The 22,804-nt window shown below is 64.1% G+C and carries 21 protein-coding genes, 1 tRNA gene and 1 pseudogene; all 23 read right to left on the reverse strand.

What is annotated here, in order from left to right:
* Positions 1–8: 8 nt before the first annotated feature.
* Positions 9–1,199, reverse strand: a pseudogene (locus tag SY91_RS14405) (acyl-CoA dehydrogenase family protein); the annotation flags it as partial.
* Between the two features lie 54 nt (positions 1,200–1,253).
* Positions 1,254–1,676 (reverse strand): DUF1178 family protein, encoded by a 423-nt coding sequence (locus tag SY91_RS14410; protein ID WP_006478278.1) that lies wholly within the window; start codon positions 1,674–1,676, stop codon positions 1,254–1,256.
* A gap of 136 nt (positions 1,677–1,812) precedes the next feature.
* Complete coding sequence (locus SY91_RS14415; RefSeq protein ID WP_006478277.1) at positions 1,813–2,403, reverse strand: NUDIX domain-containing protein; 591 nt, start codon at positions 2,401–2,403, stop codon at positions 1,813–1,815.
* 39 nt (positions 2,404–2,442) lie between these two features.
* Positions 2,443–2,739, reverse strand: a complete 297-nt coding sequence (locus SY91_RS14420) for a DUF2818 family protein (RefSeq protein WP_006478276.1) — start codon at positions 2,737–2,739, stop codon at positions 2,443–2,445.
* Positions 2,739–4,193, reverse strand: a complete 1,455-nt coding sequence (gene nuoN, locus SY91_RS14425) for an NADH-quinone oxidoreductase subunit NuoN (RefSeq protein WP_023476907.1) — start codon at positions 4,191–4,193, stop codon at positions 2,739–2,741. Before nuoN ends, SY91_RS14420 begins: the two co-directional genes overlap by 1 nt.
* Before the next feature lie 36 nt (positions 4,194–4,229).
* Positions 4,230–5,720: an NADH-quinone oxidoreductase subunit M gene (locus tag SY91_RS14430; RefSeq protein WP_006478274.1), complete on the reverse strand. Its 1,491-nt coding sequence runs from the start codon at positions 5,718–5,720 to the stop codon at positions 4,230–4,232.
* A gap of 18 nt (positions 5,721–5,738) precedes the next feature.
* On the reverse strand, positions 5,739–7,793 hold the full coding sequence (gene nuoL / locus SY91_RS14435; RefSeq protein ID WP_006478273.1) for an NADH-quinone oxidoreductase subunit L: 2,055 nt from the start codon (positions 7,791–7,793) through the stop codon (positions 5,739–5,741).
* Positions 7,794–7,810: 17 nt separating this feature from the next.
* Complete coding sequence (gene nuoK, locus SY91_RS14440) at positions 7,811–8,116, reverse strand: NADH-quinone oxidoreductase subunit NuoK (protein ID WP_006478272.1); 306 nt, start codon at positions 8,114–8,116, stop codon at positions 7,811–7,813.
* Positions 8,117–8,134: 18 nt separating this feature from the next.
* Complete coding sequence (locus SY91_RS14445; protein ID WP_011545812.1) at positions 8,135–8,785, reverse strand: NADH-quinone oxidoreductase subunit J; 651 nt, start codon at positions 8,783–8,785, stop codon at positions 8,135–8,137.
* Positions 8,786–8,897: 112 nt separating this feature from the next.
* The gene (nuoI, locus tag SY91_RS14450) at positions 8,898–9,386 is read right to left on the reverse strand and encodes an NADH-quinone oxidoreductase subunit NuoI (protein WP_006478270.1); all 489 of its coding nucleotides are present in this window, start codon (positions 9,384–9,386) and stop codon (positions 8,898–8,900) included.
* Positions 9,387–9,396: 10 nt separating this feature from the next.
* The gene (gene nuoH / locus SY91_RS14455) at positions 9,397–10,464 is read right to left on the reverse strand and encodes an NADH-quinone oxidoreductase subunit NuoH (RefSeq protein ID WP_006478269.1); all 1,068 of its coding nucleotides are present in this window, start codon (positions 10,462–10,464) and stop codon (positions 9,397–9,399) included.
* The gene (nuoG, locus tag SY91_RS14460; RefSeq protein WP_006478268.1) at positions 10,465–12,795 is read right to left on the reverse strand and encodes an NADH-quinone oxidoreductase subunit NuoG; all 2,331 of its coding nucleotides are present in this window, start codon (positions 12,793–12,795) and stop codon (positions 10,465–10,467) included.
* An 82-nt stretch (positions 12,796–12,877) separates the two neighbouring features.
* Positions 12,878–14,188: an NADH-quinone oxidoreductase subunit NuoF gene (nuoF, locus tag SY91_RS14465; protein ID WP_006478267.1), complete on the reverse strand. Its 1,311-nt coding sequence runs from the start codon at positions 14,186–14,188 to the stop codon at positions 12,878–12,880.
* Entirely contained in the window at positions 14,185–14,670 is a 486-nt protein-coding gene (nuoE, locus tag SY91_RS14470; RefSeq protein WP_006478266.1) for an NADH-quinone oxidoreductase subunit NuoE, read from the reverse strand. Before nuoE ends, nuoF begins: the two co-directional genes overlap by 4 nt.
* 184 nt (positions 14,671–14,854) lie before the next feature.
* A complete protein-coding gene (locus SY91_RS14475; RefSeq protein ID WP_006478265.1) occupies positions 14,855–16,108 on the reverse strand; it encodes an NADH-quinone oxidoreductase subunit D in 1,254 nt (417 codons plus the stop codon).
* Positions 16,109–16,117: 9 nt separating this feature from the next.
* On the reverse strand, positions 16,118–16,720 hold the full coding sequence (locus tag SY91_RS14480) for an NADH-quinone oxidoreductase subunit C (RefSeq protein ID WP_006478264.1): 603 nt from the start codon (positions 16,718–16,720) through the stop codon (positions 16,118–16,120).
* 21 nt (positions 16,721–16,741) lie between these two features.
* Positions 16,742–17,221, reverse strand: a complete 480-nt coding sequence (locus SY91_RS14485; protein WP_006398799.1) for a NuoB/complex I 20 kDa subunit family protein — start codon at positions 17,219–17,221, stop codon at positions 16,742–16,744.
* A gap of 62 nt (positions 17,222–17,283) precedes the next feature.
* Complete coding sequence (locus tag SY91_RS14490; RefSeq protein WP_006398798.1) at positions 17,284–17,643, reverse strand: NADH-quinone oxidoreductase subunit A; 360 nt, start codon at positions 17,641–17,643, stop codon at positions 17,284–17,286.
* 153 nt (positions 17,644–17,796) lie between these two features.
* Positions 17,797–17,880: transfer RNA gene (locus tag SY91_RS14495), tRNA-OTHER, on the reverse strand.
* A 110-nt stretch (positions 17,881–17,990) separates the two neighbouring features.
* A complete protein-coding gene (gene secG, locus SY91_RS14500) occupies positions 17,991–18,368 on the reverse strand; it encodes a preprotein translocase subunit SecG (RefSeq protein ID WP_034174495.1) in 378 nt (125 codons plus the stop codon).
* 72 nt (positions 18,369–18,440) lie between these two features.
* The gene (gene tpiA, locus SY91_RS14505; protein WP_006478261.1) at positions 18,441–19,196 is read right to left on the reverse strand and encodes a triose-phosphate isomerase; all 756 of its coding nucleotides are present in this window, start codon (positions 19,194–19,196) and stop codon (positions 18,441–18,443) included.
* Between the two features lie 140 nt (positions 19,197–19,336).
* The gene (locus SY91_RS14510; RefSeq protein ID WP_023476904.1) at positions 19,337–20,356 is read right to left on the reverse strand and encodes an NAD(P)H-quinone oxidoreductase; all 1,020 of its coding nucleotides are present in this window, start codon (positions 20,354–20,356) and stop codon (positions 19,337–19,339) included.
* Between the two features lie 148 nt (positions 20,357–20,504).
* A complete protein-coding gene (gene pnp, locus SY91_RS14515) occupies positions 20,505–22,652 on the reverse strand; it encodes a polyribonucleotide nucleotidyltransferase (protein WP_011545817.1) in 2,148 nt (715 codons plus the stop codon).
* Positions 22,653–22,804: the final 152 nt, after the last annotated feature.

Below are 22,804 nucleotides of genomic sequence, written 5' to 3' on the forward strand. Positions count from 1 at the left end.
TGATCACAGCCCAGAATCATCTGCGCGATGATGTTTTTCTGGATCTCGTTCGAACCGCCGTAGATCGACGTCTTCCGGTAATTGAAGTAGTACGCGGCGAGCGGCGCCGCATCGTCGTCGCCCGCGATGCTGTGCTCGCGCTCGCCGTCGAGGAACGGCACGTCGAATGGGGCGGCCAGCGGGCCGATCGCTTCGACCATCAGCTCGGTGAGCGCCTGCTGCACCTCGGTGCCCTTGATCTTCAGCATCGACGCCTCGGGGCCGGGCCCCTTGCCGCTCGTCTCGCGGCTGACGACGCGCAGCACCGTCACTTCCAGCGCCATCAACTCGACTTCGAGTGCCGCGACCTTCGCGGCGAACACGGGATCGGCGAGCAACGGCTTGCCGTTCTTGCGCTGATTCGATGCGACGCGCTTCAGGAACGCGAGCTCCCGCTTCGACGCGCCGACGCGCGCGATACCGGTGCGCTCGTGGCCCAGCAGGTATTTCGCGTAGGTCCAGCCGCGGTTCTCGTCGCCGACGAGATTCTCGACCGGTACCTTCACGTCCTCGAAGAACACCTCGTTGACCTCGTGGTCCTCGTCGAGCATCACGATCGGCCGCACCGTGATGCCGGGCGTCTTCATGTCGATCAGCAGGAACGAGATGCCCTCCTGCTTCTTCGCGGCCGGATCGGTGCGCACGAGGCAGAACATCATGTCGGCATACTGGCCGAGCGTGGTCCAGGTCTTCTGGCCGTTGACGACGTAGTGATCGCCGTGGCGCTCGGCGCGCGTGCGCAGCGACGCGAGGTCGGACCCGGAACCCGGCTCCGAATACCCCTGGCACCACCAGTCCGAGCCGTCGAGAATACGCGGCAGATAGTGGCGCTTCTGCGCTTCGCTGCCGTATTTCATCAGGACCGGCGCGACCATCGACACCCCGAACGGCAGCACGGTCGGCGCACCGATCCGCGCGCACTCCTCGTCCCAGATGTGCCGCTGCGTCGCGTTCCAGCCCGGGCCGCCATATTCGACCGGCCATGCGGGTGCGGACCAGCCGCGCTGGCCCAAAATGCGGTGCCAGCTCGCGAAATCATCGCGGTCGAGTCGTTTGTGATCGAGTACCTTGGCGCGCAGTGCGTGAGGCAGGTTGGCCTCGAGCCAGGCGCGGACGTCAACGCGGAACGCGTCGTCGGCGGGGGAATAATCCAGATCCATGCGCAGTGTCTCCTGTCCGCGACCGTCCGGGCCGGCCAGGACACACTGCGTACGTCATTGCAGCGGTTCTTTCAGCGCGGCTGGAATCGGCAGCGGCATCACGTCGATGCCTTCTTCGACCAAGGACTGCGCATCCTCTGGCGTCGTGACGCCGCGAATGCTGCGTGCGGGCGCCTCGTTGTAATGGATGCGCCGCGCTTCCTCGGCGAAGCGCTCGCCCACGTTCTCGGTCTTCTCCAGCACCTCGCGCAGCGCGCGCATCACCTGCGCCTGCAGCGCACGCGGATCGGCCGGCTGCGCCTGCGTCGCGCCCGACAGGTTCAGGCGCGGCGCCGACGGCAGACGGTTGACCTCGGTGGTCCCGCACACCGGACATTCGACCAGCTTGCGGGACAACTGCGCTTCGAATTCGTCGGCGGAAGCGAACCAGCCTTCGAACCGATGACCGTGCGGGCACTGTAAATCGAGGACCTTCATGCTGAATCAGGGCGTGTGACGAGTGTAGCGCAAAAAGCGGTTTTGTGAACGATCGTGCTAAATCGCGATCACGCGGCGCGAATGCGCCACGTCACGGGATTGTAACGCGGTGCCCCGGCCGCCGCTGACGCCGTACTCAGGGCGTGACGACCGGCCCGAGCGGCCACGTGCCGGACAGCACCTTGTCGAGCCACATCGTGCCGATGATCGTCTTCACGTCGGAGATCTGGCCCGTGCGCACCCATTCCTGCAGGTCTGCCAGCGTCGCGGTGAAGGTTTCGAGGAATTCGCCTTCGTCGAGCTTGCGCTCGCCGGCCGTGAGTCCGCGCGCGAGGTACAGGTCGATGAATTCGGTCGAATAGGAAATGATCGGGTGGATGCGGGCCAGGAACACGTACTCGCGCGCCGTGTAGCCGGTTTCCTCGCGCAGTTCGCGCACCGCGCACGCGAGCGCGCCTTCGTTCGGGTCGAGTTTGCCGGCCGGGAATTCGGCCATCACCTTGCCGATCGGATAGCGGAACTGGCTTTCCATCAGCACGCGGCCGTCGTCGAACAGCGGGATCACCATCACCGCACCCGGGTGCTGGACGTATTCGCGCGTGGCCTTCTTGCCGTCCGGCAGACGGACGGTGTCGCGCTTGAGCTTGAGGAACGCGCCTTCGAAGATCGCCTCGCTCTCGAGGCAGGTTTCGGTCAGTGCGGCGTCGTGATTGGGTAGTTCGGCCATCGGCGGCTCCTGAATGAGCACGACGGACAGCCGAAGCCGTCAGCGTCGTTTGACGAGATACTGGAACGTGAAGCCGGGAAACGCGAACACGACGAAGAGACTGAACGTGATCGCGTAAAACTGCCAGCCCTGTTCGAAGCGGTTGCCGGCGCGCGACTCGAGCCAGAAGCCGAGCGCGCCGACGACGAAGTACAGCACGATCAGCTCGCCGATCCGCACCCACGCGTTCTTCTTCGTCGCGCCGAACGGCACGACGGCGAAGAGGCGTTGGTTCAGGAACGGCAGGTTGGCGCAGACGAGCGCCAACAGCACGATGAACCAGCCGGCTGCCGACATTACAGCGGCAGCGTGTGACGGATTGCCTGCAGGCAGGCAGTCAGCAGCGGGCTCGGGATCAGGCCGAGCACGACGACCGCCAGGCCGTTCAGCACGAGGATCGTGCGCTTGCAGAAATCGCCCGAGATCGGCGTCGAATCCTGCGGGGCATCGAAGTACATCAGCTTCACGATGCGCAGGTAGTAGAACGCACCGAACAGCGACGTGATCACGGCCAGCACGGCCAGCCACGTGAGGCCCGCGTTGACGGTCGCCTCGAGCACGGCCAGCTTCGCGTAGAAGCCGACGGTCGGCGGGATGCCGGCCAGCGAGAACATCATGACCATCATCACGAACGCGAACACCGGGCTGCGCTTGTTGAGGCCCTTGAAGTCGTCGATCGTTTCAGCTTCGAAATCGCGGCGCGCGAGCAGCATCACCACGCCGAACGAGCCGAGCGTCGTGATCAGGTAGACGATCGCGTAGAACATCGCCGAGCTGTACGCGTTCGCCGGTGCCGCCGCGTCGCCCTTCACGATGCCCGCGAGCAGGCCGAGCAGCACGAAACCCATGTTCGAGATCGCCGAGTACGCGAGCATCCGCTTGATGTTGCGCTGGACGATACCGGTGATGTTACCGACGATCAGCGACAGCGCGGCGAGGATCACGAGCGCGGTCTGCCAGTTCTGGGCGAGCGGCAGCAGGCCCATCACCAGGAAACGCAGGCCCCACGCGAACGCGGCCACCTTCGGGCCGCCGCCGACGAACAGCGTCATCGCGGTCGGTGCGCCCTGGTAGACGTCCGGCACCCACATGTGGAACGGCACGGCGCCGAGCTTGAACGCGATACCGGCGACGATGAAGATCACGCCGAACATCAGCACCGCCGCGTCAGTGTTGCCGCCGACCGCCTTGTACACCTCACCCAGCTCGAGCGAGCCGGTCGCGCCGTAGAGCATCGAGATGCCGTACAGCACGAAGCCCGACGCGAGCGCGCCCAGCACGTAGTACTTCATCGCGGCTTCGCTCGACTGTGCGGCGTCGCGGCGCAGCGCGATGACCGCGTACAGCGACAGCGACATCAGTTCGAGGCCGAGGTACAGCGTCAGGAAGTTGTTGCCCGACACCATGACCAGCTGACCGAGCAGCGAGAACATGCCGAGCAGGAACACGTCGCCGCGGAACATGTCGCGGTCTTCGAGGTACTTGCGCGAATAGACGAGCGAGACCGCGAAACCGAACGACACGACCGCCTTCATCATGCTCGCGAACGAGTCGACGACGATCATCTTCGAGAAGAAGTAGTACGGCTGCGGGTCGAGCGCCTGGACCGCGAACCACACGCCGGCGACCACCGACGAGACGACTGCGATCAGATAGGTCAGGCGGCGACCGGAAGCACCGGCAAAGGTGTCGTTCAGCCATGCGACGACGATGGCGGCCATCACCAGCGCGTCAGGCAACAGGACATTCATAGGAGCGTTCATGATCTTGAGTTCCTCCGCTCGCGATTACTGGGCCAGCGGCAGCTTCGACTGCGCGACGTGGGAGAGGAGGTTTTCGACGGAAACGTGCATCACGTCGGTGAAAGGCTTCGGATACAGGCCCATCAGCAGCGTGAACGCGGCAAGCACGGCCAGCATCAGGAATTCGCGACGGCCGATGTCCTTCAGCTTGGCGACGTGATCGTTCGCCACCGCGCCGAAATACACGCGCTTGTACATCCACAGCGTGTAGGCCGCGCCGAGGATCAGCGTGAATGCCGCGCCGAATGCGATCCAGAAGTTGTACTGGACGGCCGCGAGAATCACCATGAACTCGCCGACGAAACCCGACGTACCCGGCAGGCCGCAGTTGGCCATCGAGAACAGCATCGCGAATGCCGCGAACTTCGGCATCACGTTCACGACGCCGCCGTAGTCGGCGATCTGGCGCGAGTGCACGCGGTCGTACAACACGCCGATGCAGAGGAACATCGCGCCCGACACGAAGCCGTGCGAGATCATCTGGATGATCGCGCCTTCGACGCCGAGCTGGTTGAAGATGAAGAAGCCGAGCGTGACGAAGCCCATGTGCGCGATCGACGAATACGCGACCAGCTTCTTCATGTCGGCCTGCACCATCGCGACGAGACCGATGTAGATCACCGCGATCAGCGACAGCGTGATCACGACGGGTGCCAGGAAGTGGCTCGCGTCAGGCGTGATCGGCAGCGAGAAGCGCAGGAAACCGTATGCGCCGAGCTTCAGCATGATCGCGGCCAGCACGACCGAGCCGCCCGTCGGCGCTTCCACGTGCGCGTCCGGCAGCCACGTGTGCACCGGCCACATCGGCACCTTCACCGCGAACGCGAGGAAGAAGGCAATGAACAGCAAGATCTGTGGCGTCATCGCGATCTTCGCGTTCTGCCACGTCGCGAGGTCGAACGAATGCGTTTCCGTGTACAGATAGATCAGCGCGACCAGCATCAGCAGCGAGCCGGCCAGCGTGTACAGGAAGAACTTGAATGCCGCATACACGCGGTTCGGGCCGCCCCACACGCCGATGATGATGTACATCGGGATCAGGGTCGCCTCGAAGAACACGTAGAACAGCAGGCCGTCGGCCGCCGAGAACACGCCGATCATGATCCCGGACAGGATCAGGAATGCCGCGAGGTACTGCGCGACGTTCTCGGTGATCACTTCCCATGCGGCGATCACGACGATCACCGTGATCAGCGCGGTCAGCACGACGAACCACATCGAGATGCCGTCGACGCCAAGGTGATACGCAATGTCGAAGCGTTCGATCCAGGTCGACTTCTCGACGAATTGCAGCGCGGCCGTGCTCGAGTCGAAGCCCGTGATCAACGGGATCGTGACCGCGAGGCCGAGCAGCGCGCCGATCAGCGCAATCCAGCGGGCCGTCCCCGGATTTTTGTCGTTACCTACCGCCAGCACGAGGAGGCCGAAAACGATCGGCAGCCAGATCGCGGTACTGAGAATCGGAAAAGCGTGCATTAGTGTTGTCTCCCCGCCTTATTTGCCGCCGAGCGTTACAAACAGGGTCAGGAGCCCCAGCATGCCGATGATCATGGCGAACGCGTAGTGATAGATGTAACCGGATTGGAGGAAGCGGATCACGCCGGCGAACCAGCCGATGAACCGGGCGCTGCCGTTGACGAGGCCGTCGATCACCACGACGTCACCCTCCTTCCACAGGCCGCGGCCGATCGCCACCGAACCGCGGGCGAACACCACTTCGTTGATCTTGTCCATGTAGTACTTGTTGTCCAGCAGCGTGTAGATCGGGCCGAACGCGCGGCGGATCGACGCCGGCAGCTCCGGACGCTTCAGGTACAGGAACCACGCGACGACCACGCCGGCGAGCGCCAGCCACACCGGCAGGCCCGACACCGAGTGCAGGCCCATGCCCACCCAGCCGTGGAACTCTTCGGCCATCTCGGCAAGTGCCGGATGGTTTTCGCCGATGAAGATCACCTTGTCGAATGCGACGCCGTGCTGGAAGAAATCGCCGAACAGCATCGGGCTGATCGCGATCGCGCCGATGATCACCGACGGGATCGCCAGCAGGACCAGCGGCACCCACACGACCCACGGGGTCTCGTGCGGCTCGTGCGCGTGGTCGTCGTGACCGTGGCCATGACCGTGATCGTCGTGACCGTGCGCGGCCGCCATGCCCATCGGCGATTCCGGATGCTTCGGCTTGCGGAAGCGCTCCTCGCCGTGGAACACCAGGAAGTACATGCGGAACGAGTACAGCGCCGTGACGAACACGCTCGCGACGACCGCGAAGTACGCGAAGCCCGAACCCGGCAGGTGCGACAGCTTCACCGCGTCGATGATCGAGTCCTTCGAGTAGAAGCCCGAGAAGAACGGCGTGCCGATCAGCGCGAGCGAACCGACGAGCGACGTGATCCACGTGATCGGCATGTACTTGCGCAGGCCGCCCATGTTGCGCATGTCCTGGTCGTGGTGCATGCCCATGATGACCGAGCCGGCGCCGAGGAACAGCAGCGCCTTGAAGAACGCGTGCGTCATCAGGTGGAACACGGCGACCGGGTAAGCGGACACGCCGAGCGCGACGGTCATGTAGCCGAGCTGCGACAGCGTCGAGTACGCGACCACGCGCTTGATGTCGTTCTGGACGATGCCGAGGAAGCCCATGAAGAGCGCCGTGATCGCGCCGATCACCGTGATGAACGACAGCGCGGTATCCGACAGTTCGAACAGCGGCGACATGCGCGACACCATGAAGATGCCGGCCGTCACCATCGTCGCCGCGTGAATCAGCGCCGAGATCGGGGTCGGGCCTTCCATCGAGTCCGGCAGCCACACGTGCAGCGGGAACTGGGCCGACTTACCCATCGCGCCGATGAACAGGCAGATACAGGCAACGGTCAGCAGGCCCCAGTCGGTGCCCGGGAAGTGCAGGCTCGCCAGTTCGGCGCGCTTCGCGAACACTTCGCCGTAGTTCATCGAGCCGGCGAACGCGAGCAGCAGGCCGATGCCGAGCAGGAAGCCGAAGTCGCCCACGCGGTTCACGAGGAACGCCTTCATGTTCGCGTAGATCGCGCTCTCACGCGTGAAGTAGAAGCCGATCAGCAGGTACGACACCAGACCCACCGCTTCCCAGCCGAAGAACAGCTGCAGGAAGTTGTTGCTCATCACGAGCATCAGCATCGAGAACGTGAACAGCGAGATGTACGAGAAGAAGCGCTGGTAGCCGTCTTCCTCCGCCATGTAGCCGATCGTGTACACGTGCACCATCAGCGAGACGAAGGTCACGACGACCATCATCATCGCGGTCAGCGAATCGACGAGGAAGCCGACTTCGAGCTTCAGCGAGCCGACGTTCATCCATTCGTAGACGGTCGCGTTGAAGCTTGCGCCGCCCATCACGTCGAAGAAGACTTTCGCCGACAGGAGGAACGCGATCAATACGCCGAGGATCGTGATCCGGTGTGCGCCCTTGCGCCCGACTGCGTTCCCGAACAGCCCCGCAATCAGCGAGCCGGCCAGCGGAGCGAGCGGAATCGCCAGCAGCAGGTTTTCATTGAGTGTCGTTGACATAACAGCGTAGCCTGAAATTAACCTTTGAGCTGATCGAGATCCTCGACATTGATCGTGTCGAGCTTACGGAACAGGGTCACCAGAATCGCGAGGCCGATCGCGGCTTCCGCTGCGGCGACGGTCAGCACGAAGAACACGAAAATCTGGCCGTGCACGTCGCCGAGGTAATGCGAGAACGCGACGAAGTTGGTGTTCACCGCCAGCAGCATCAGTTCGATCGACATCAGGATGATGATGACGTTGCGGCGGTTCAGGAAAATCCCGACGATCGCGATCGCGAACAGGATCGCGCCGAGCACAAGGTAGTGGGCAAGAGTCAGCATGGTTTTCTTTTCCTCCGCTTAGCCGTTGGTGCCCGAACCGGCTTCGCTCTGCGCCGTTTCCGGCTGCGGCTTGTCCGCTTCCATCTTCACGAGGCGCACGCGGTCGTTGCGGCGCACCTTGACCTGATCCGACACGCGCTGGCGCTTGCTGTCCTTGCCCTTGCGTTCGGTCAGCCCGATCGCGGCGATGATCGCGACCAGCAGCACGAGGCCGGCGATTTCGAACGCGAAGATGTAGTCGGTGTAGATCACCTTGCCGATCAGGCGCGTATTCGACCAGTTGGCCATCTCGCCCGTCGCCATCGCATGCACGGTGTGCGTGTCGCCGTAACCGCGCCACAGGATCAGCGCGGTTTCGATCACGATGATCGCGCCGACCACGGTCGCCATCGGCACGAAGCGCTTGAAGTCGCGGCGCAGGTAGTCGATGTTGATGTCCAGCATCATCACGACGAACAGGAACAGCACCATCACCGCGCCCACGTAGACCAGAACCAGCAGGATCGCGAGGAACTCCGCTTCCAGCAGCATCCAGATCGCGGCGGCGTTGAAGAACGCCAGCACAAGGAAAAGCGCAGACGCCACCGGGTTGCGCGAAGTGATCACCTTCAGCCCTGATACCACCAGGAGCAGCGCGAAGATGTAGAACAGTACGGTCGTGAATTCCATGATTACCGGTTCATCGTTAGGCCATAGTCAGGCGCGGCTTGCGGAATGCCCGCACCCGTCGCGGCGGCTCGGCCCGTGCATCGTTCATGCCGGGCCGGCACTGCAAACACAATCAACGATACGGCGCGTCGGCAGCCTTCGCCGCGGCGATGTCCTTCTCGTAGCGATCGCCCACCGCGAGCAGCATTTCCTTCGTGAAATACAGGTCGCCGCGCTTTTCGCCGTGGTACTCGAGAATCTGCGTCTCGACGATCGAATCGACCGGGCAGCTCTCTTCGCAGAAACCGCAGAAGATGCACTTCGTCAGGTCGATGTCGTAGCGCGTCGTGCGGCGCGTGTTGTCCGCGCGCGTTTCCGATTCGATCGTGATCGCCAGCGCGGGGCACACGGCCTCGCACAGCTTGCACGCGATGCAGCGCTCTTCGCCGTTTTCGTAGCGGCGCAGCGCATGCAGCCCGCGGAAACGCGGCGAAATCGGGGTCTTCTCTTCCGGGAACTGCACGGTGAACTTGCGCTTGAACGTGTAACGACCGGTCAGCGCGAGCCCCTTCAGCAGCTCGGTCAGGAAGAAAGTCTTAAAGAAGTGTTGGATAGCCGTCATGATTTCGTCCTTACTTCACCCAGATGTTCAGCGGCGACATCATCCAGAAGCCAACCACGATCACCCAGACCACCGTGACGGGCAGGAACACCTTCCAGCCCAGACGCATGATCTGGTCGTAACGGTAGCGCGGGAACGTCGCGCGCACCCAGATGAACACCGACAGCAGCGCGAAGACCTTCAGCACCAGCCAGAAGATGCCCGGGATGAACGACAGGAATTCGAACGGTGCGTCCCAGCCGCCGAGGAACAGCGTCGCGGCCAGTGCCGAGATCACGATCATGTTGATGTACTCGGCGAGGAAGAACAGCGCGAACGCCATGCCCGAGTAATCGATCATGTGACCCGCGACGATCTCCGACTCCCCTTCCACCACGTCGAACGGGTGACGGTTCGTTTCGGCGATGCCCGAGATGAAGTAGACGACGAACGCCGGCAGCAGCGGCAGCCAGTTCCACGACAGGAAATTCACGCCGTGGCCGGCGAAGAAGCCGTGCTGTTGCGAGCCGACGATTTCCGACAGGTTCAGGCTGCCGGCCGTCATCAGCACGAGCACCAGCGCGAAGCCCATCGAGATTTCGTACGACACCATCTGCGCCGCGGCGCGCATCGCGCCGAGGAACGCGTACTTCGAGTTCGACGCCCAGCCGGCGAGAATCACCGCGTACACGCCGATCGACGAGATCGCCATCGCGTACAGCAGGCCCGCGTTCACGTTCGCGAGCACGGCTTCCGCCTGGAACGGAATCACCGCCCACACCGCGAACGCCGGCACGACCGTCATCACCGGCGCGATCAGGTACAGCCAGCGGCTGGCGGCGCTCGGCTGAATGACTTCCTTCAGCAGCAGCTTCAGCACGTCGGCGATCGGCTGCAGCAGGCCGCCGGGGCCGACGCGGTTCGGGCCGAGACGCACGTGCATCCAGCCGATCAGCTTGCGTTCCCACAGAATCAGGTACGCGACGCACAGCAGGATGACGACGGAGACGACGAGGATGCGCACGACTGCCCACACCGTCGGCCACGCGAAGCCGAGAAGCTCGGCCCCGCCCGCGTTGATCGTATCGAACAAGCTCATTTACGCCTTCTCCACCACCAGTTCACCGGACAGGCTGCCGAGCGCTGCGCCGGCAGGCGTCGCCGCCGACACGCGAACGACCGTCTCCGCAAGATTCGCGTCGCGCACGGCCGGCAACTGCACCGCACGCTCGCCCTGGCGCACGCGCACGGCGTCGCCTTCCTTCAAGCCCAGCTTGTCGAACAGCGCGGCCGGCAGGGCTGCGGCATTCGCCGCCTTCGCCGCGGCCGTCAGGTGCAGCGCACCCGCGCGGCGCACGAGCGCGTCGGCGTGATAGATCGGCACATCGGCCAGGCGCTCGAAACCGCCATTGGTGGCATTCGCCGCGGCACGGGCCGGCGCGACCGACGTCTGGTTCGACAGACGGCCCGCGACGCCGGCGTCGCCGAGCGCGGCGAGACGCACTTCTTCCGCGGTCTCGTATTCGAAGTTCGGCAGGCCGAGCAGGCTGCCCAGCACGCGCAGGACCTTCCAGGCCGGACGCGTGTCGCCGAGCGGGCGCACGACGCCGTTGAAGCTCTGCACGGTGCCTTCCGCGTTGACGAACGTACCGGCCGTTTCCGTGAACGGCGCGACCGGCAGCAGCACGTCGGCGTAGTCGAGGCCGTGCTTGAACGGCGACATCACGACGACCATTTCAGCCTGGTTCAGCGCGGCAAGCGCCTGTGCCGGATCGGCGGTGTCGAATTCCGGTTCGACGTTCAGCAGCACATAGCCCTTGCGCGGCTGCTCGAACGCTTCGCGTGCGTTCAGGCCGCCTTCGCCCGGCAGTGCGCCGACGACGTGCGCGCCGACCGTGTTCGCCGCTTCCGTCAGGAAGCCGAACGTGGCGCCGGTGTTGTCGGCGATCCACTGCGCGACGGCGTGCAGCTTCGCGAATTGCGGATGACGGACCGCGACGTTGCCGAGCAGCACCGCGCGGCGTTCGCCGTTCGCGAGCGACTGCGCGACAGCCTGGGCGGCCGGCGATGCCGTGACGCCCGCGAGCGCGTCGGGCAGCGCGACACCGCGCAGTTGCGCGACGGCGGCGGCGATGCCGGCCAGCTCGTCGAGCCATGCGGACGGCGCGGCGACGATGCGTTGCGCGGTCGGGATCAGCGAATCGTCACCGGTCGCGTGCAGGAAGTGCAGCTTCGCACCGTTCTTCGCGGCCTGACGCAGGCGCGATGCGAACAGCGGGTGGTCGCGGCGCAGGAACGAACCGACGACGAATGCGGCATCCACGTTCGACAGATCGGCGATCGGCATGCCGAGCCACGGCGCGCCCTGGACCGGCGCCGAGAAATCCTGCTGACGCAGACGGAAATCGACGTTCGGCGTCTTCAGTTCGTTGGCGAGCTGCTTCACGAGGAACAGCTCTTCCGCGGTGCTGTGCGCGCTCGCGAGCATCGCCAGCGCGTTCGCGCCGTGATCCGCGGCGATGCCCTTCAGGCCCTTCGCGACGTATTCGAGCGCGGTCTGCCAGTCGGTCTCGATCCACTGGCCGCCCTGCTTCAGCATCGGCTTCGTCAGGCGCTCTTCACTGTTGAGGCCTTCATACGAGAAGCGGTCCTTGTCCGAGATCCAGCATTCGTTGATGGCTTCGTTCTCGAACGGCAGCACGCGCATCACGCGGTTGTTCTTCACCTGCACGACGAGGTTCGCGCCGACGGAATCGTGCGGGCTCACCGACTTGCGACGCGACAGTTCCCACGTACGGGCGCTGTAGCGGAACGGCTTGCTGGTCAGCGCGCCGACCGGGCACAGGTCGATCATGTTGCCCGACATTTCGGAGTCGACCGTCTTGCCGACGAACGTCGTGATTTCCGAATGCTCGCCGCGGCCCAGCATGCCGAACTCCATCACGCCGGCGATTTCCTGGCCGAAGCGGACGCAGCGCGTGCAGTGGATGCAGCGCGACATTTCTTCCATCGAGATCAGCGGGCCCACGTTCTTGTGGAACACCACGCGCTTTTCTTCCGAGTAGCGCGACGACGACTTGCCGTAGCCGACCGCCAGATCCTGCAGCTGGCATTCGCCGCCCTGATCGCAGATCGGGCAATCGAGCGGGTGATTGATGAGGAGGAATTCCATCACCGACTGCTGCGCCTTCACAGCCTTGTCGGACTGCGTGCGGACGATCATGCCGGCCGACACGGGGGTCGCGCAGGCAGGCACGGCCTTCGGCATCTTCTCGACTTCGACGAGACACATCCGGCAGTTGGCCGCGACCGACAGTTTCTTGTGATAGCAGAAGTGAGGAATGTACGTATCCGCCTTGTGCGCAGCCTGGATCACCATGCTGCCTTCGGGCACCTCGACCTTCTTGCCGTCTATTTCAAGTTCAACCATGATGGTGAATGGTCCTTAACCTATTTCCGCCCGTTCGCGCCTTGGCCCGACCGTGCGCTCAAATTCCGCAACCGGGTTCGCTTCAGGCTGCCGCCGCGTGCGCGTGGCCGCCGACCATGCAGTGCTTGTGCTCGACGTGGTACGCGAATTCGTCCCAGTAGTGCTTGAGCATCCCGCGAACCGGCATCGCCGCCGCATCGCCGAGCGCGCAGATCGTGCGGCCCATGATGTTCTCGGCCACCGAGTTCAGCAGGTCCAGATCTTCCTGGCGCCCTTCGCCGTGCTCGATACGGTTCACGACGCGATACAGCCAGCCGGTGCCTTCACGGCACGGCGTGCACTGACCGCACGATTCCTCGTAGTAGAAGTACGACAGGCGCAGCAGCGAACGCACCATGCAGCGCGTCTCGTCCATCACGATCACCGCACCGGAACCGAGCATCGAGCCGGCCTTCGCGATCGAGTCGTAGTCGAGATCCGTCTGCATCATGATGTCGCCCGGGATCACCGGCGCCGACGACCCGCCCGGAATCACGGCCTTGATCTTCTTGCCGCCGCGCATCCCGCCGGCGAGCTCCATCAGCGTCGCGAACGGCGTGCCGAGCGGCACTTCGTAGTTGCCCGGGCGCTCGACGTCGCCCGACACCGAGAAAATCTTCGTGCCGCCGTTGTTCGGCTTGCCGATCTCGAGGTAATTCTGCGGCCCGATGGACAGCAGGAACGGCACCGCGGCGAACGTCTCGGTGTTGTTGATCGTGGTCGGCTTGCCGTACACGCCGAAGCTCGCCGGGAACGGCGGCTTGAAGCGCGGCTGGCCCTTCTTGCCTTCGAGCGACTCGAGCAGTGCCGTTTCCTCGCCGCAGATGTACGCGCCGTAACCGTGGTGCGCGTGCAGCTGGAACGAGAATTCCGAGCCCATGATGTTGTCGCCGAGGAACCCGGCCGCGCGTGCTTCATCGAGCGCGGCTTCGAAGCGTCGATACACTTCGAAGATTTCGCCGTGGATGTAGTTGTAGCCGACGGTGATGCCCATCGCGTATGCGCCGATGGCCATGCCTTCGATCAGCGCGTGCGGGTTCCAGCGCAGGATGTCGCGATCCTTGAACGTGCCCGGCTCGCCTTCGTCCGAGTTGCAGACGAGGTACTTCTGCCCCGGGAACTGACGCGGCATGAAGCTCCACTTCAGGCCGGTCGGGAAGCCCGCACCGCCGCGGCCGCGCAGGCCCGACGCCTTCACGTCGGCGATCACCTGCTCGGGCGGAATCTTTTCTTCGAGAATGCGGCGCAGCTGCTTGTAGCCGCCGCGCGCAACGTAGTCTTCGAGGTGCCAGTTCTCGCCGTTCAGACCAGCGAGGATCAGCGGTTTGATGTGACGGTCGTGGAGGGACGTCATTTCGAGAGCTCCTCAAGCAGCTGGTCGATCTTCTCGCGGCTCATGAAGCTGCACATTCTGTGATTGTTCACCAGCAGCACCGGCGCATCGCCGCACGAGCCCATGCATTCGCCTTCCTTCAGCGTGAACTTGCCGTCGGGCGTGGTCTCGCCGAAGCCGATGCCCAGCTTCTGTTTCAGGTAGTCGGCAGTCGCTTCCGCGCCGCCGTGCGGGCCGAGCTGGCACGGCAGGTTCGTGCAGAGCGTGATCTTGTGCTTGCCGACCGGTTTGAGCTCGTACATCGTGTAGAACGTCGCGACTTCCTGCACGGCAACGGCCGGCATGCCGAGATAGTCCGCGACGAACTGCATCAGTTCGGGCGACAGCCAGCCGTGCTCTTCTTGAGCCACGGCCAACGCCGACATCACGGCGGACTGTTTCTGATCGGCGGGATACTTCGTCAACGCTCGATCGATTTCCTTCAGGCCTTCAGCTGAGATCATTTTCAGACACGACTCTTTCAATTCCTACCGAACGAACAACCTGCCGCACACTGGGGTGCATGGACGGCAGACCTGGCGCTCACTCTGTTGACAGCTTGCGAAGCCGCGCCGGTTCGGCGCATACCGCATGTGACTTCGCGTGTGACTGACTGCTCGCCGCCCGTGCTCGCGGGCGGCGCAACCATTAGCGATCGATTTCGCCGAACACGATGTCCTGCGTACCGATGATCGTGACGGCGTCGGCGATCATGTGACCGCGCGCCATTTCGTCGAGCGACGCCAGGTGCGCGAAACCCGGCGCGCGAATCTTGAGGCGATACGGCTTGTTGGCGCCATCCGACACGAGATAAATGCCGAACTCACCCTTCGGATGCTCGACCGCCGCGTACGCTTCGCCTTCCGGCACATGGAAACCTTCGGTGAAGAGCTTGAAGTGGTGAATCAAGTCTTCCATGTTGGTCTTCATGCCGACGCGCGACGGCGGGGCAACCTTGTGATTGTCCGTCATCACCGGGCCCGGATTCTTGCGGAGCCACTCAATACACTGTTTCGCGATGCGGATCGACTGACGCATTTCTTCGACGCGCACCAGATAGCGGTCGTAGCAATCGCCGTTCACGCCGACCGGCACGTCGAAATCCATCCGATCGTACACTTCGTAGGGCTGCTTCTTGCGCAGGTCCCACGCGATGCCCGAGCCGCGCAGCATCGGGCCGGTCAGGCCCATCTGCAGCGCACGCTCCGGGCTCACCACGCCGATCCCGACCAGACGCTGTTTCCAGATCCGGTTGTCGGTCAGCAGCGTTTCGTATTCGTCGACGCACTTCGGGAAGCGCGTGAAGAAATCGTCGATGAAGTCGAGCACCGAGCCGCTGCGCGCTTCGTTCATCTTCGCGAGCGCCTTCTCGTTGCGAATCTTCGACGCCTTGTATTGCGGCATTGCGTCAGGCAGATCGCGATAGACGCCGCCCGGACGATAGTAGGCCGCGTGCATCCGGGCGCCGGACACCGCTTCGTACACGTCCATCAGGTCTTCGCGTTCGCGGAAAGCGTACAGGAACACGGCCATCGCGCCGACGTCGAGTGCGTGCGCGCCGATCCACATCAGGTGGTTCAGCACGCGCGTGATTTCGTCGAACAGCACGCGGATGTACTGCGCGCGCTCCGGCACTTCGATGCCGAGCAGCTTTTCGATCGCGAGCACGTAGCCGTGCTCGTTGACCATCATCGACACGTAGTCGAGACGGTCCATGTACGGCACGGACTGGATGAAGGTCTTGGATTCCGCGAGCTTTTCGGTCGCGCGGTGCAGCAGGCCGATGTGCGGATCGGCACGCTGGATGACTTCGCCGTCGAGCTCGAGCACGAGGCGCAGCACGCCGTGCGCTGCCGGGTGCTGCGGGCCGAAGTTGAGCGTGTAGTTCTTGATTTCTGCCATGACGCCCCCTTAATGTTTCAGACCGCCATAGCGATCCTCGCGGATCACGCGCGGCGTGATTTCGCGCGGCTCGATCGTCACCGGCTGGTACACGACCCGCTTCTCTTCCGGGTCGTAACGCATTTCGACGTAGCCCGACACCGGGAAGTCCTTGCGGAACGGGTGACCGATGAAGCCGTAGTCGGTGAGGATGCGGCGCAGGTCGGGGTGGCCTTCGAACACGATGCCGTACAGGTCGAACGCTTCGCGCTCGTACCAGTTCGCCGAGGTCCAGATGTCGACCAGCGACGCCACGATCGGCAGATCGTCGTCCGGCGCGAATGCGCGCAGGCGCAGGCGCCAGTTGTTCGTGACCGACAGCAGGTGCGACACGGCCGCGAAGCGCGGGCCGTCGTAGGCGCCGTCGCCGAAGGTCTGGTAGTCGACGCCGCAGAGGTCGATCAGTTGCTCGAAACGGAGCTTCGGATCGTCGCGCAGCGTCTTTGCGACTTCGAGGTAATCGCTCGCCTTCACGACGAGCGTCAGTTCACCGATCGCTTCGGTGAGGCTCACCACGCGCGCGCCGAGCGCGGCTTCGAGGTTTGCCTTGAGGGTCTCGATTTTGCTTGCCATATTGAGGGGACGCTCGGGGCTTTATTGACGGGCGATGGTATTGGTGCGGCGGATCTTCGCCTGAAGCTGGATCACGCCGTAGACCAGCGCCTCGGCCGTGGGTGGACAGCCCGGCACATAGACGTCGACCGGCACGATCCGGTCGCAGCCGCGGACCACCGAGTACGAGTAGTGGTAATAACCACCGCCGTTGGCGCACGACCCCATCGAGATCACCCAGCGCGGCTCGGCCATCTGGTCGTACACGCGGCGCAGCGCGGGCGCCATCTTGTTGCACAGCGTGCCGGCGACGATCATCACGTCCGACTGACGCGGGCTCGGGCGAAACACGACGCCGAACCGGTCCAGATCGTAACGGGCCGCGCCCGCGTGCATCATCTCGACGGCGCAACACGCGAGCCCGAACGTCATCGGCCACAGCGAGCCGGTACGCGTCCAGTTGATCAGCTTGTCAGCCGTCGTGGTGACAAACCCTTCCTTCAAGACCCCTTCGATACTCATTTGCTTTCCACTCCAGACGAGCGACCGAGCGTGGCCGCTCATGCAAACCGGCGATTAACCCATCACTCCCAGTCGAGCCCGCCTTTCTTCCAGATATAGGCAAAGCCCAGCAGGAATTCGAGCAGAAAAATCATCATTGCGATGAAACCCGGCCAGCCGATGTCCCGGAGCGCGACGCCCCACGGGAACAGGAATGCGGTTTCGAGATCGAAGATGATGAACAGGATGGCGACGAGGTAATACCGGACGTCGAATTTCATCCGGGCGTCTTCAAAGGCTTCGAAGCCGCACTCGTACGGTGCGTTCTTCTCGACGTCCGGCTTGTTGGGACCAAGGAGCTTGCCGATGCTGACCAGCGCTATACCTAAACCAGTGCCCACGAGGAGGAACAACAAGACGGGGTAATAGGCTGCGAGGTTCAAGGCAATCCTCTATCGGTTGGTTCTGAGCGTCCGGAGAATACCACTTCCGGCGGAAGGAATCATTTCGGAGTGCAGGCGATCGCAAGACAACCGCAAGCCCACCCCACAAATGAAAAATGCCAGCCACTGGAAGCGGCTGGCATTGAGTAACTTTGGTGCCGACGGCGAGACTCGAACTCGCACAGCTTTCGCCACTACCCCTCAAGATAGCGTGTCTACCAATTTCACCACGTCGGCACTGCATGCAACTCGGGTTGTGCTGCTCGTTCCCGCGAATCGCTTCAAGAATTAAATTCTAACCCGAGTTCCAGATTTGTTCAACGCACAACCGCAAAAAAATTAACTTTTTATTTCGGGACATCCTGGCCCGGCGCGCTTGCGGCCGAACCGGCGACAGCAGACGCCGCGACAGCCGGCGCCGATGCCGCGAGGGCCGATGCCGGCGCGGTCACTGCCGTGCCGAGCACGCCTGCCGACGGCGTCGACTTGTACGAACCGAGGTACGTCAGCGCGAGCGTCGCGACGAAGAAGATCGTCGCGAGAATGCCCGTCGTGCGCGACAGGAAGTTCGCCGAGCCCGTCGCACCGAACAGACTGCCCGACGCGCCGCTGCCGAATGCGGCGCCCATGTCGGCACCCTTGCCGTGCTGGAGCAGCACGAGCCCAATCACACCGAGTGCAGACAGCACCTGCACCACAATAATCAGCGTCTTGAATAACAGCATCACACCCACCCGATTGGATCGGGCGACCGGACCGACCGGCCGCCGTCATGGTTCAATTCGATCTCGGACCGCTCAACGCGCGGCCCGGCAGATCGCCAGGAAATCTTCCGCCTTCAGCGACGCGCCGCCGATCAGGCCGCCGTCGATGTCCGGTTGCGCGAACAGTTCTTCCGCGTTGTCCGGCTTCACGCTGCCGCCGTACAGCACGGACACGTCCGCCGCACCCTTTGCCGCGAGACGCGTCCGCAGGAACGCATGCACGTCCTGCGCCTGCGCCGACGTCGCGCTCTTGCCCGTGCCGATCGCCCAAACCGGCTCGTACGCGACGACGATACGCGCGGCCTCGTCAGCCGTCAGCACGGCCAGCACCGCGTCGAGCTGCGCACCGACAACCTGCTCGGTCGCACCCGACTCGCGCTCGTCGAGCGTCTCGCCGACACACACGACCGGCACGAGGCCGGCCGCGAGCGCGCGCTGCGTCTTCGCCGCGACCGTCTCGTTGCTTTCGCCGTGATACGCGCGACGCTCCGAGTGGCCGACGATCGCATACCGCGCGCCGAACTCCGCCACCATCGCTGCCGCCACCTCGCCGGTGAACGCGCCCTGCTCGTGCGCGGACACGTCCTGCGCACCGAACGCGACACGGCCACCGCCAAGCTGCGCCTGAACCTGCGCGAGATACGGGAACGGCACGCACACGCCGATCGACGTTTCAGCCGCCACCGTGCCCGCACCCTGCACCACTTCGTTCAGCAGCGCCTGGTTGCCGGCCAGCCGGCCATGCATCTTCCAGTTGCCGATCACTCGCTTTGTTCGTTGTTTCGACATCGTGTCTGTCTCGTCACTATCTTGTCATTAACGTGCCGGAACCCGGCCGTCAGGTTGGATCTGGCGAAGCAAACCCGCGATTTTACTGCGCGCGACTTGAACCGGTCAAACCGCGTATGTCAAGCCCGCTACGCGGGCCGTCACGCGTTCGTACCCCAATCGAGCACGATCTTGCCGATGTGCTCGCCGCTTTCCATCAGCGCATGCGCCTGCGCGGCTTCGCCGGCCGGCAGCACACGATAGATCACGGGCTTGATGCGACCGTCGGCCAGCAGCGGCCACACGCGCGCCTTCAACTGCGCGGCGATGCGCGCCTTGAACTCGACCGGACGCGGGCGCAGCGTCGAACCCGTCACCGTCAGCCGGCGGCGCAGGATCTCACTCAGGTTGACCTCGGCCTTCGCGCCGCCGAGCAGCGCGATCAGCACGAGACGGCCGCCGTCCGCGAGCGCGGACAACTCGCGCGGCACGTACGAGCCCGCCACCATGTCGAGGATCACGTCGACGCCGCGATCGTGCGTCAGCGACTTCACGACTTCGACGAAGTCTTCGGTCTTGTAGTTGATCGCGCGCTCGGCGCCGAGCGCCTCGCACGCACGGCACTTGTCGGCGGTACCGGCCGTCGCGAACACGCGAAAGCCCAGCGCATGCGCGATCTGGATCGCCGTCACGCCGATGCCGCTCGAGCCGCCCTGCACGAGCAGGGTCTCCTGCTCACCGCCCTCGCCCGCGCCGAGCTGCGCACGGTCGAACACGTTGCTCCACACGGTGAAAAACGTTTCGGGCAGCGAGGCGGCCTCGATATCGGTGAGGCCATCCGGCACCGGCAGACACTGCGGCAGCGGCGCGACCGCATATTCGGCATAGCCGCCGCCCGCGAGCAACGCGCACACGCGATCGCCCAGCTTCAGCCCGAACGGGTTCAGGGCTGCATCGGACAAATCGCCGCCGACGATCTCGCCCGCGACTTCGAGGCCCGGCAGATCCGACGCACCCGGCGGCGGCGCATAGGCGCCCTTGCGCTGGAACACGTCGGGCCGGTTCACGCCGGAGGCCGCCACCTTGATCAGCACCTCGCCGCGCTTCGGTTCGGGGCGCGGACGCTCCGCGAGCTTCAGCACGTCGGGGGCGCCGAATTCGGTGATTTCGATGGCTTTCATGGTGAGAGTCGCTCCAGGATCGGAATCGGATGGCACACCCGTGCGCACGGCGCGGGCGCCTCGCCGGCGCTGCTGCGCCGCACAACGATGCTACAGAAAAAACGGCCGGCACGCTTTCGCACTGCCGGCCGTTGATCCGCCTGTCCGCTTACTGCTGCGGCGGCGTATCCGACTGCGCTGCCGCCGCTGCTTCATTCAGCAGCGCCTTGGCCGACAGACGCACGCGACCCTTCTCGTCCGTCTGGATCACCTTGACCTTCACCTGCTGACCTTCCTTCAGGTAGTCGTTGATGTCCTTCACGCGCTCGTTGACGATTTCCGAGATGTGCAGCAGGCCATCCTTGCCCGGCAGCAGGTTCACGATCGCGCCGAAATCGAGCAGCTTGAGCACCGTGCCTTCGTACACCTGACCGACTTCGATCTCGGCCGTGATTTGCTCGATGCGCTTCTTCGCTTCGGCCATGCCTTCGCTGCTCGTGCTGGCGATCGTCACGACGCCGTCATCCGAGATGTCGATGGTCGTGCCGGTTTCTTCCGTCAGCGCGCGGATCACCGAACCGCCCTTGCCGATCACGTCGCGGATCTTTTCCGGGTTGATCTTGACCGTGATCATGCGCGGCGCGAATTCCGACAGTTGCGTGTTCGCACCCGACACCGCCGACGTCATCTTGCCGAGGATGTGCAGGCGGCCTTCCTTCGCCTGCGCGAGCGCGACCTGCATGATTTCCTTCGTGATGCCCTGGATCTTGATGTCCATCTGCAGCGCCGTCACGCCCTGCTCCGTGCCGGCCACCTTGAAGTCCATGTCGCCGAGGTGATCTTCGTCGCCGAGGATGTCGGTCAGCACCGCGAACTTGTTGCCTTCGAGGATCAGGCCCATCGCGATACCCGCGACGTGCGCCTTCATCGGCACGCCGGCGTCCATCAGCGCGAGGCAGCCGCCGCATACCGAAGCCATCGACGACGAACCGTTCGACTCGGTGATTTCCGACACGACGCGGATCGAGTAACCGAATTCGTCGGCGCTCGGCAGGCACTTGACCAGCGCGCGCTTGGCCAGCCGGCCGTGGCCGATTTCGCGGCGCTTCGGCGAACCGACGCGGCCCGTTTCGCCGGTCGCGAACGGGGGCATGTTGTAGTGGAGCATGAAGCGCTCGCGGTATTCGCCTTCGAGCGCGTCGATGATCTGCTCGTCACCCTTCGTGCCGAGCGTCGCGACGACCAGCGCCTGCGTCTCGCCGCGCGTGAACAGCGCCGAGCCGTGGGTACGCGGCAGCACGCCGGTGCGGATTTCGATCGGACGCACGGTGCGCGTGTCACGGCCGTCGATGCGCGGCTCGCCGTTCAGGATCTGCGAACGGACGATCTTCGCTTCGATGTCGAACAGCACGTTGCCGACCGTGGCCTTGTCGGCCGCGACCGTACCGGCCGCCAGCGCGTCTTCCTCGAGCTTCGCCGAGGTCGCCGCGTAGACTTCCTTCAGCTTCGCCGAACGCGCCTGCTTGTCGCGGAGCTGGTAAGCGGCGAGCAGATCGTTCTGCGCCAGCTCGGTCACGCGTGCGATCAGCGCCTCGTTCTTCGGCGCCGGCTGCCAGTCCCACTCGGGCTTGCCGCCGTCGCGCACCAGTTCGTGGATCGCGTCGATCGCGATCTGCATCTGCTCGTGGCCGAACACCACGGCGCCCAGCATCACTTCTTCCGACAGTTGATCGGCTTCCGACTCGACCATCAGCACCGCGCGCTCCGTACCCGCGACGACGAGGTCGAGGCTCGATGCCTTGAGCTGGTCACGCGTCGGGTTCAGCACGTACGCGTTGTCGATGTATGCCACGCGTGCGGCACCGACCGGGCCGTTGAACGGCAGGCCCGACACGGCGAGCGCGGCCGATGCGCCGATCAGCGCGGGGATGTCGGCCGGGATTTCCGGGTTCACGGACAGCACGTGGATCACGACCTGGACTTCGTTGTAGAAGCCTTCCGGGAACAGCGGGCGCAGCGGACGGTCGATCAGGCGCGACGTCAGCGTCTCGTGCTCCGACGGACGGCCTTCGCGGCGGAAGAAGCCGCCCGGGATCTTGCCCGCCGAGTAGGTCTTCTCGAGGTAGTCGACGGTCAACGGGAAGAAATCCTGGCCCGGCTTCGCCGACTTCGCGCCGACGACGGTTGCCAGCACGACGGTGTCTTCGACGTCGACGATCACGGCGCCGCTCGCCTGGCGGGCGACTTCACCGGTTTCGAGGCGCACCTTGTGCTGGCCCCACTGGAATTCCTTCACGACCTTGTTGAACATGGACATGGTTGCTCCTTTGTATTCATGCATTTCATTCGCCGCGCCGGCCATCCCGCGCGGCGGCGTCCCGACCGAATCACCCGGAGCAAGGTGTGTTTTTTATGCCATTCCAGCGCGGCGCTCAGGCAGCAGCGCGCTGGAATGACACAAATCCTGCC

The organism is Burkholderia cenocepacia, assembly GCF_014211915.1.
GTDB classification, from domain to species: domain Bacteria; phylum Pseudomonadota; class Gammaproteobacteria; order Burkholderiales; family Burkholderiaceae; genus Burkholderia; species Burkholderia orbicola.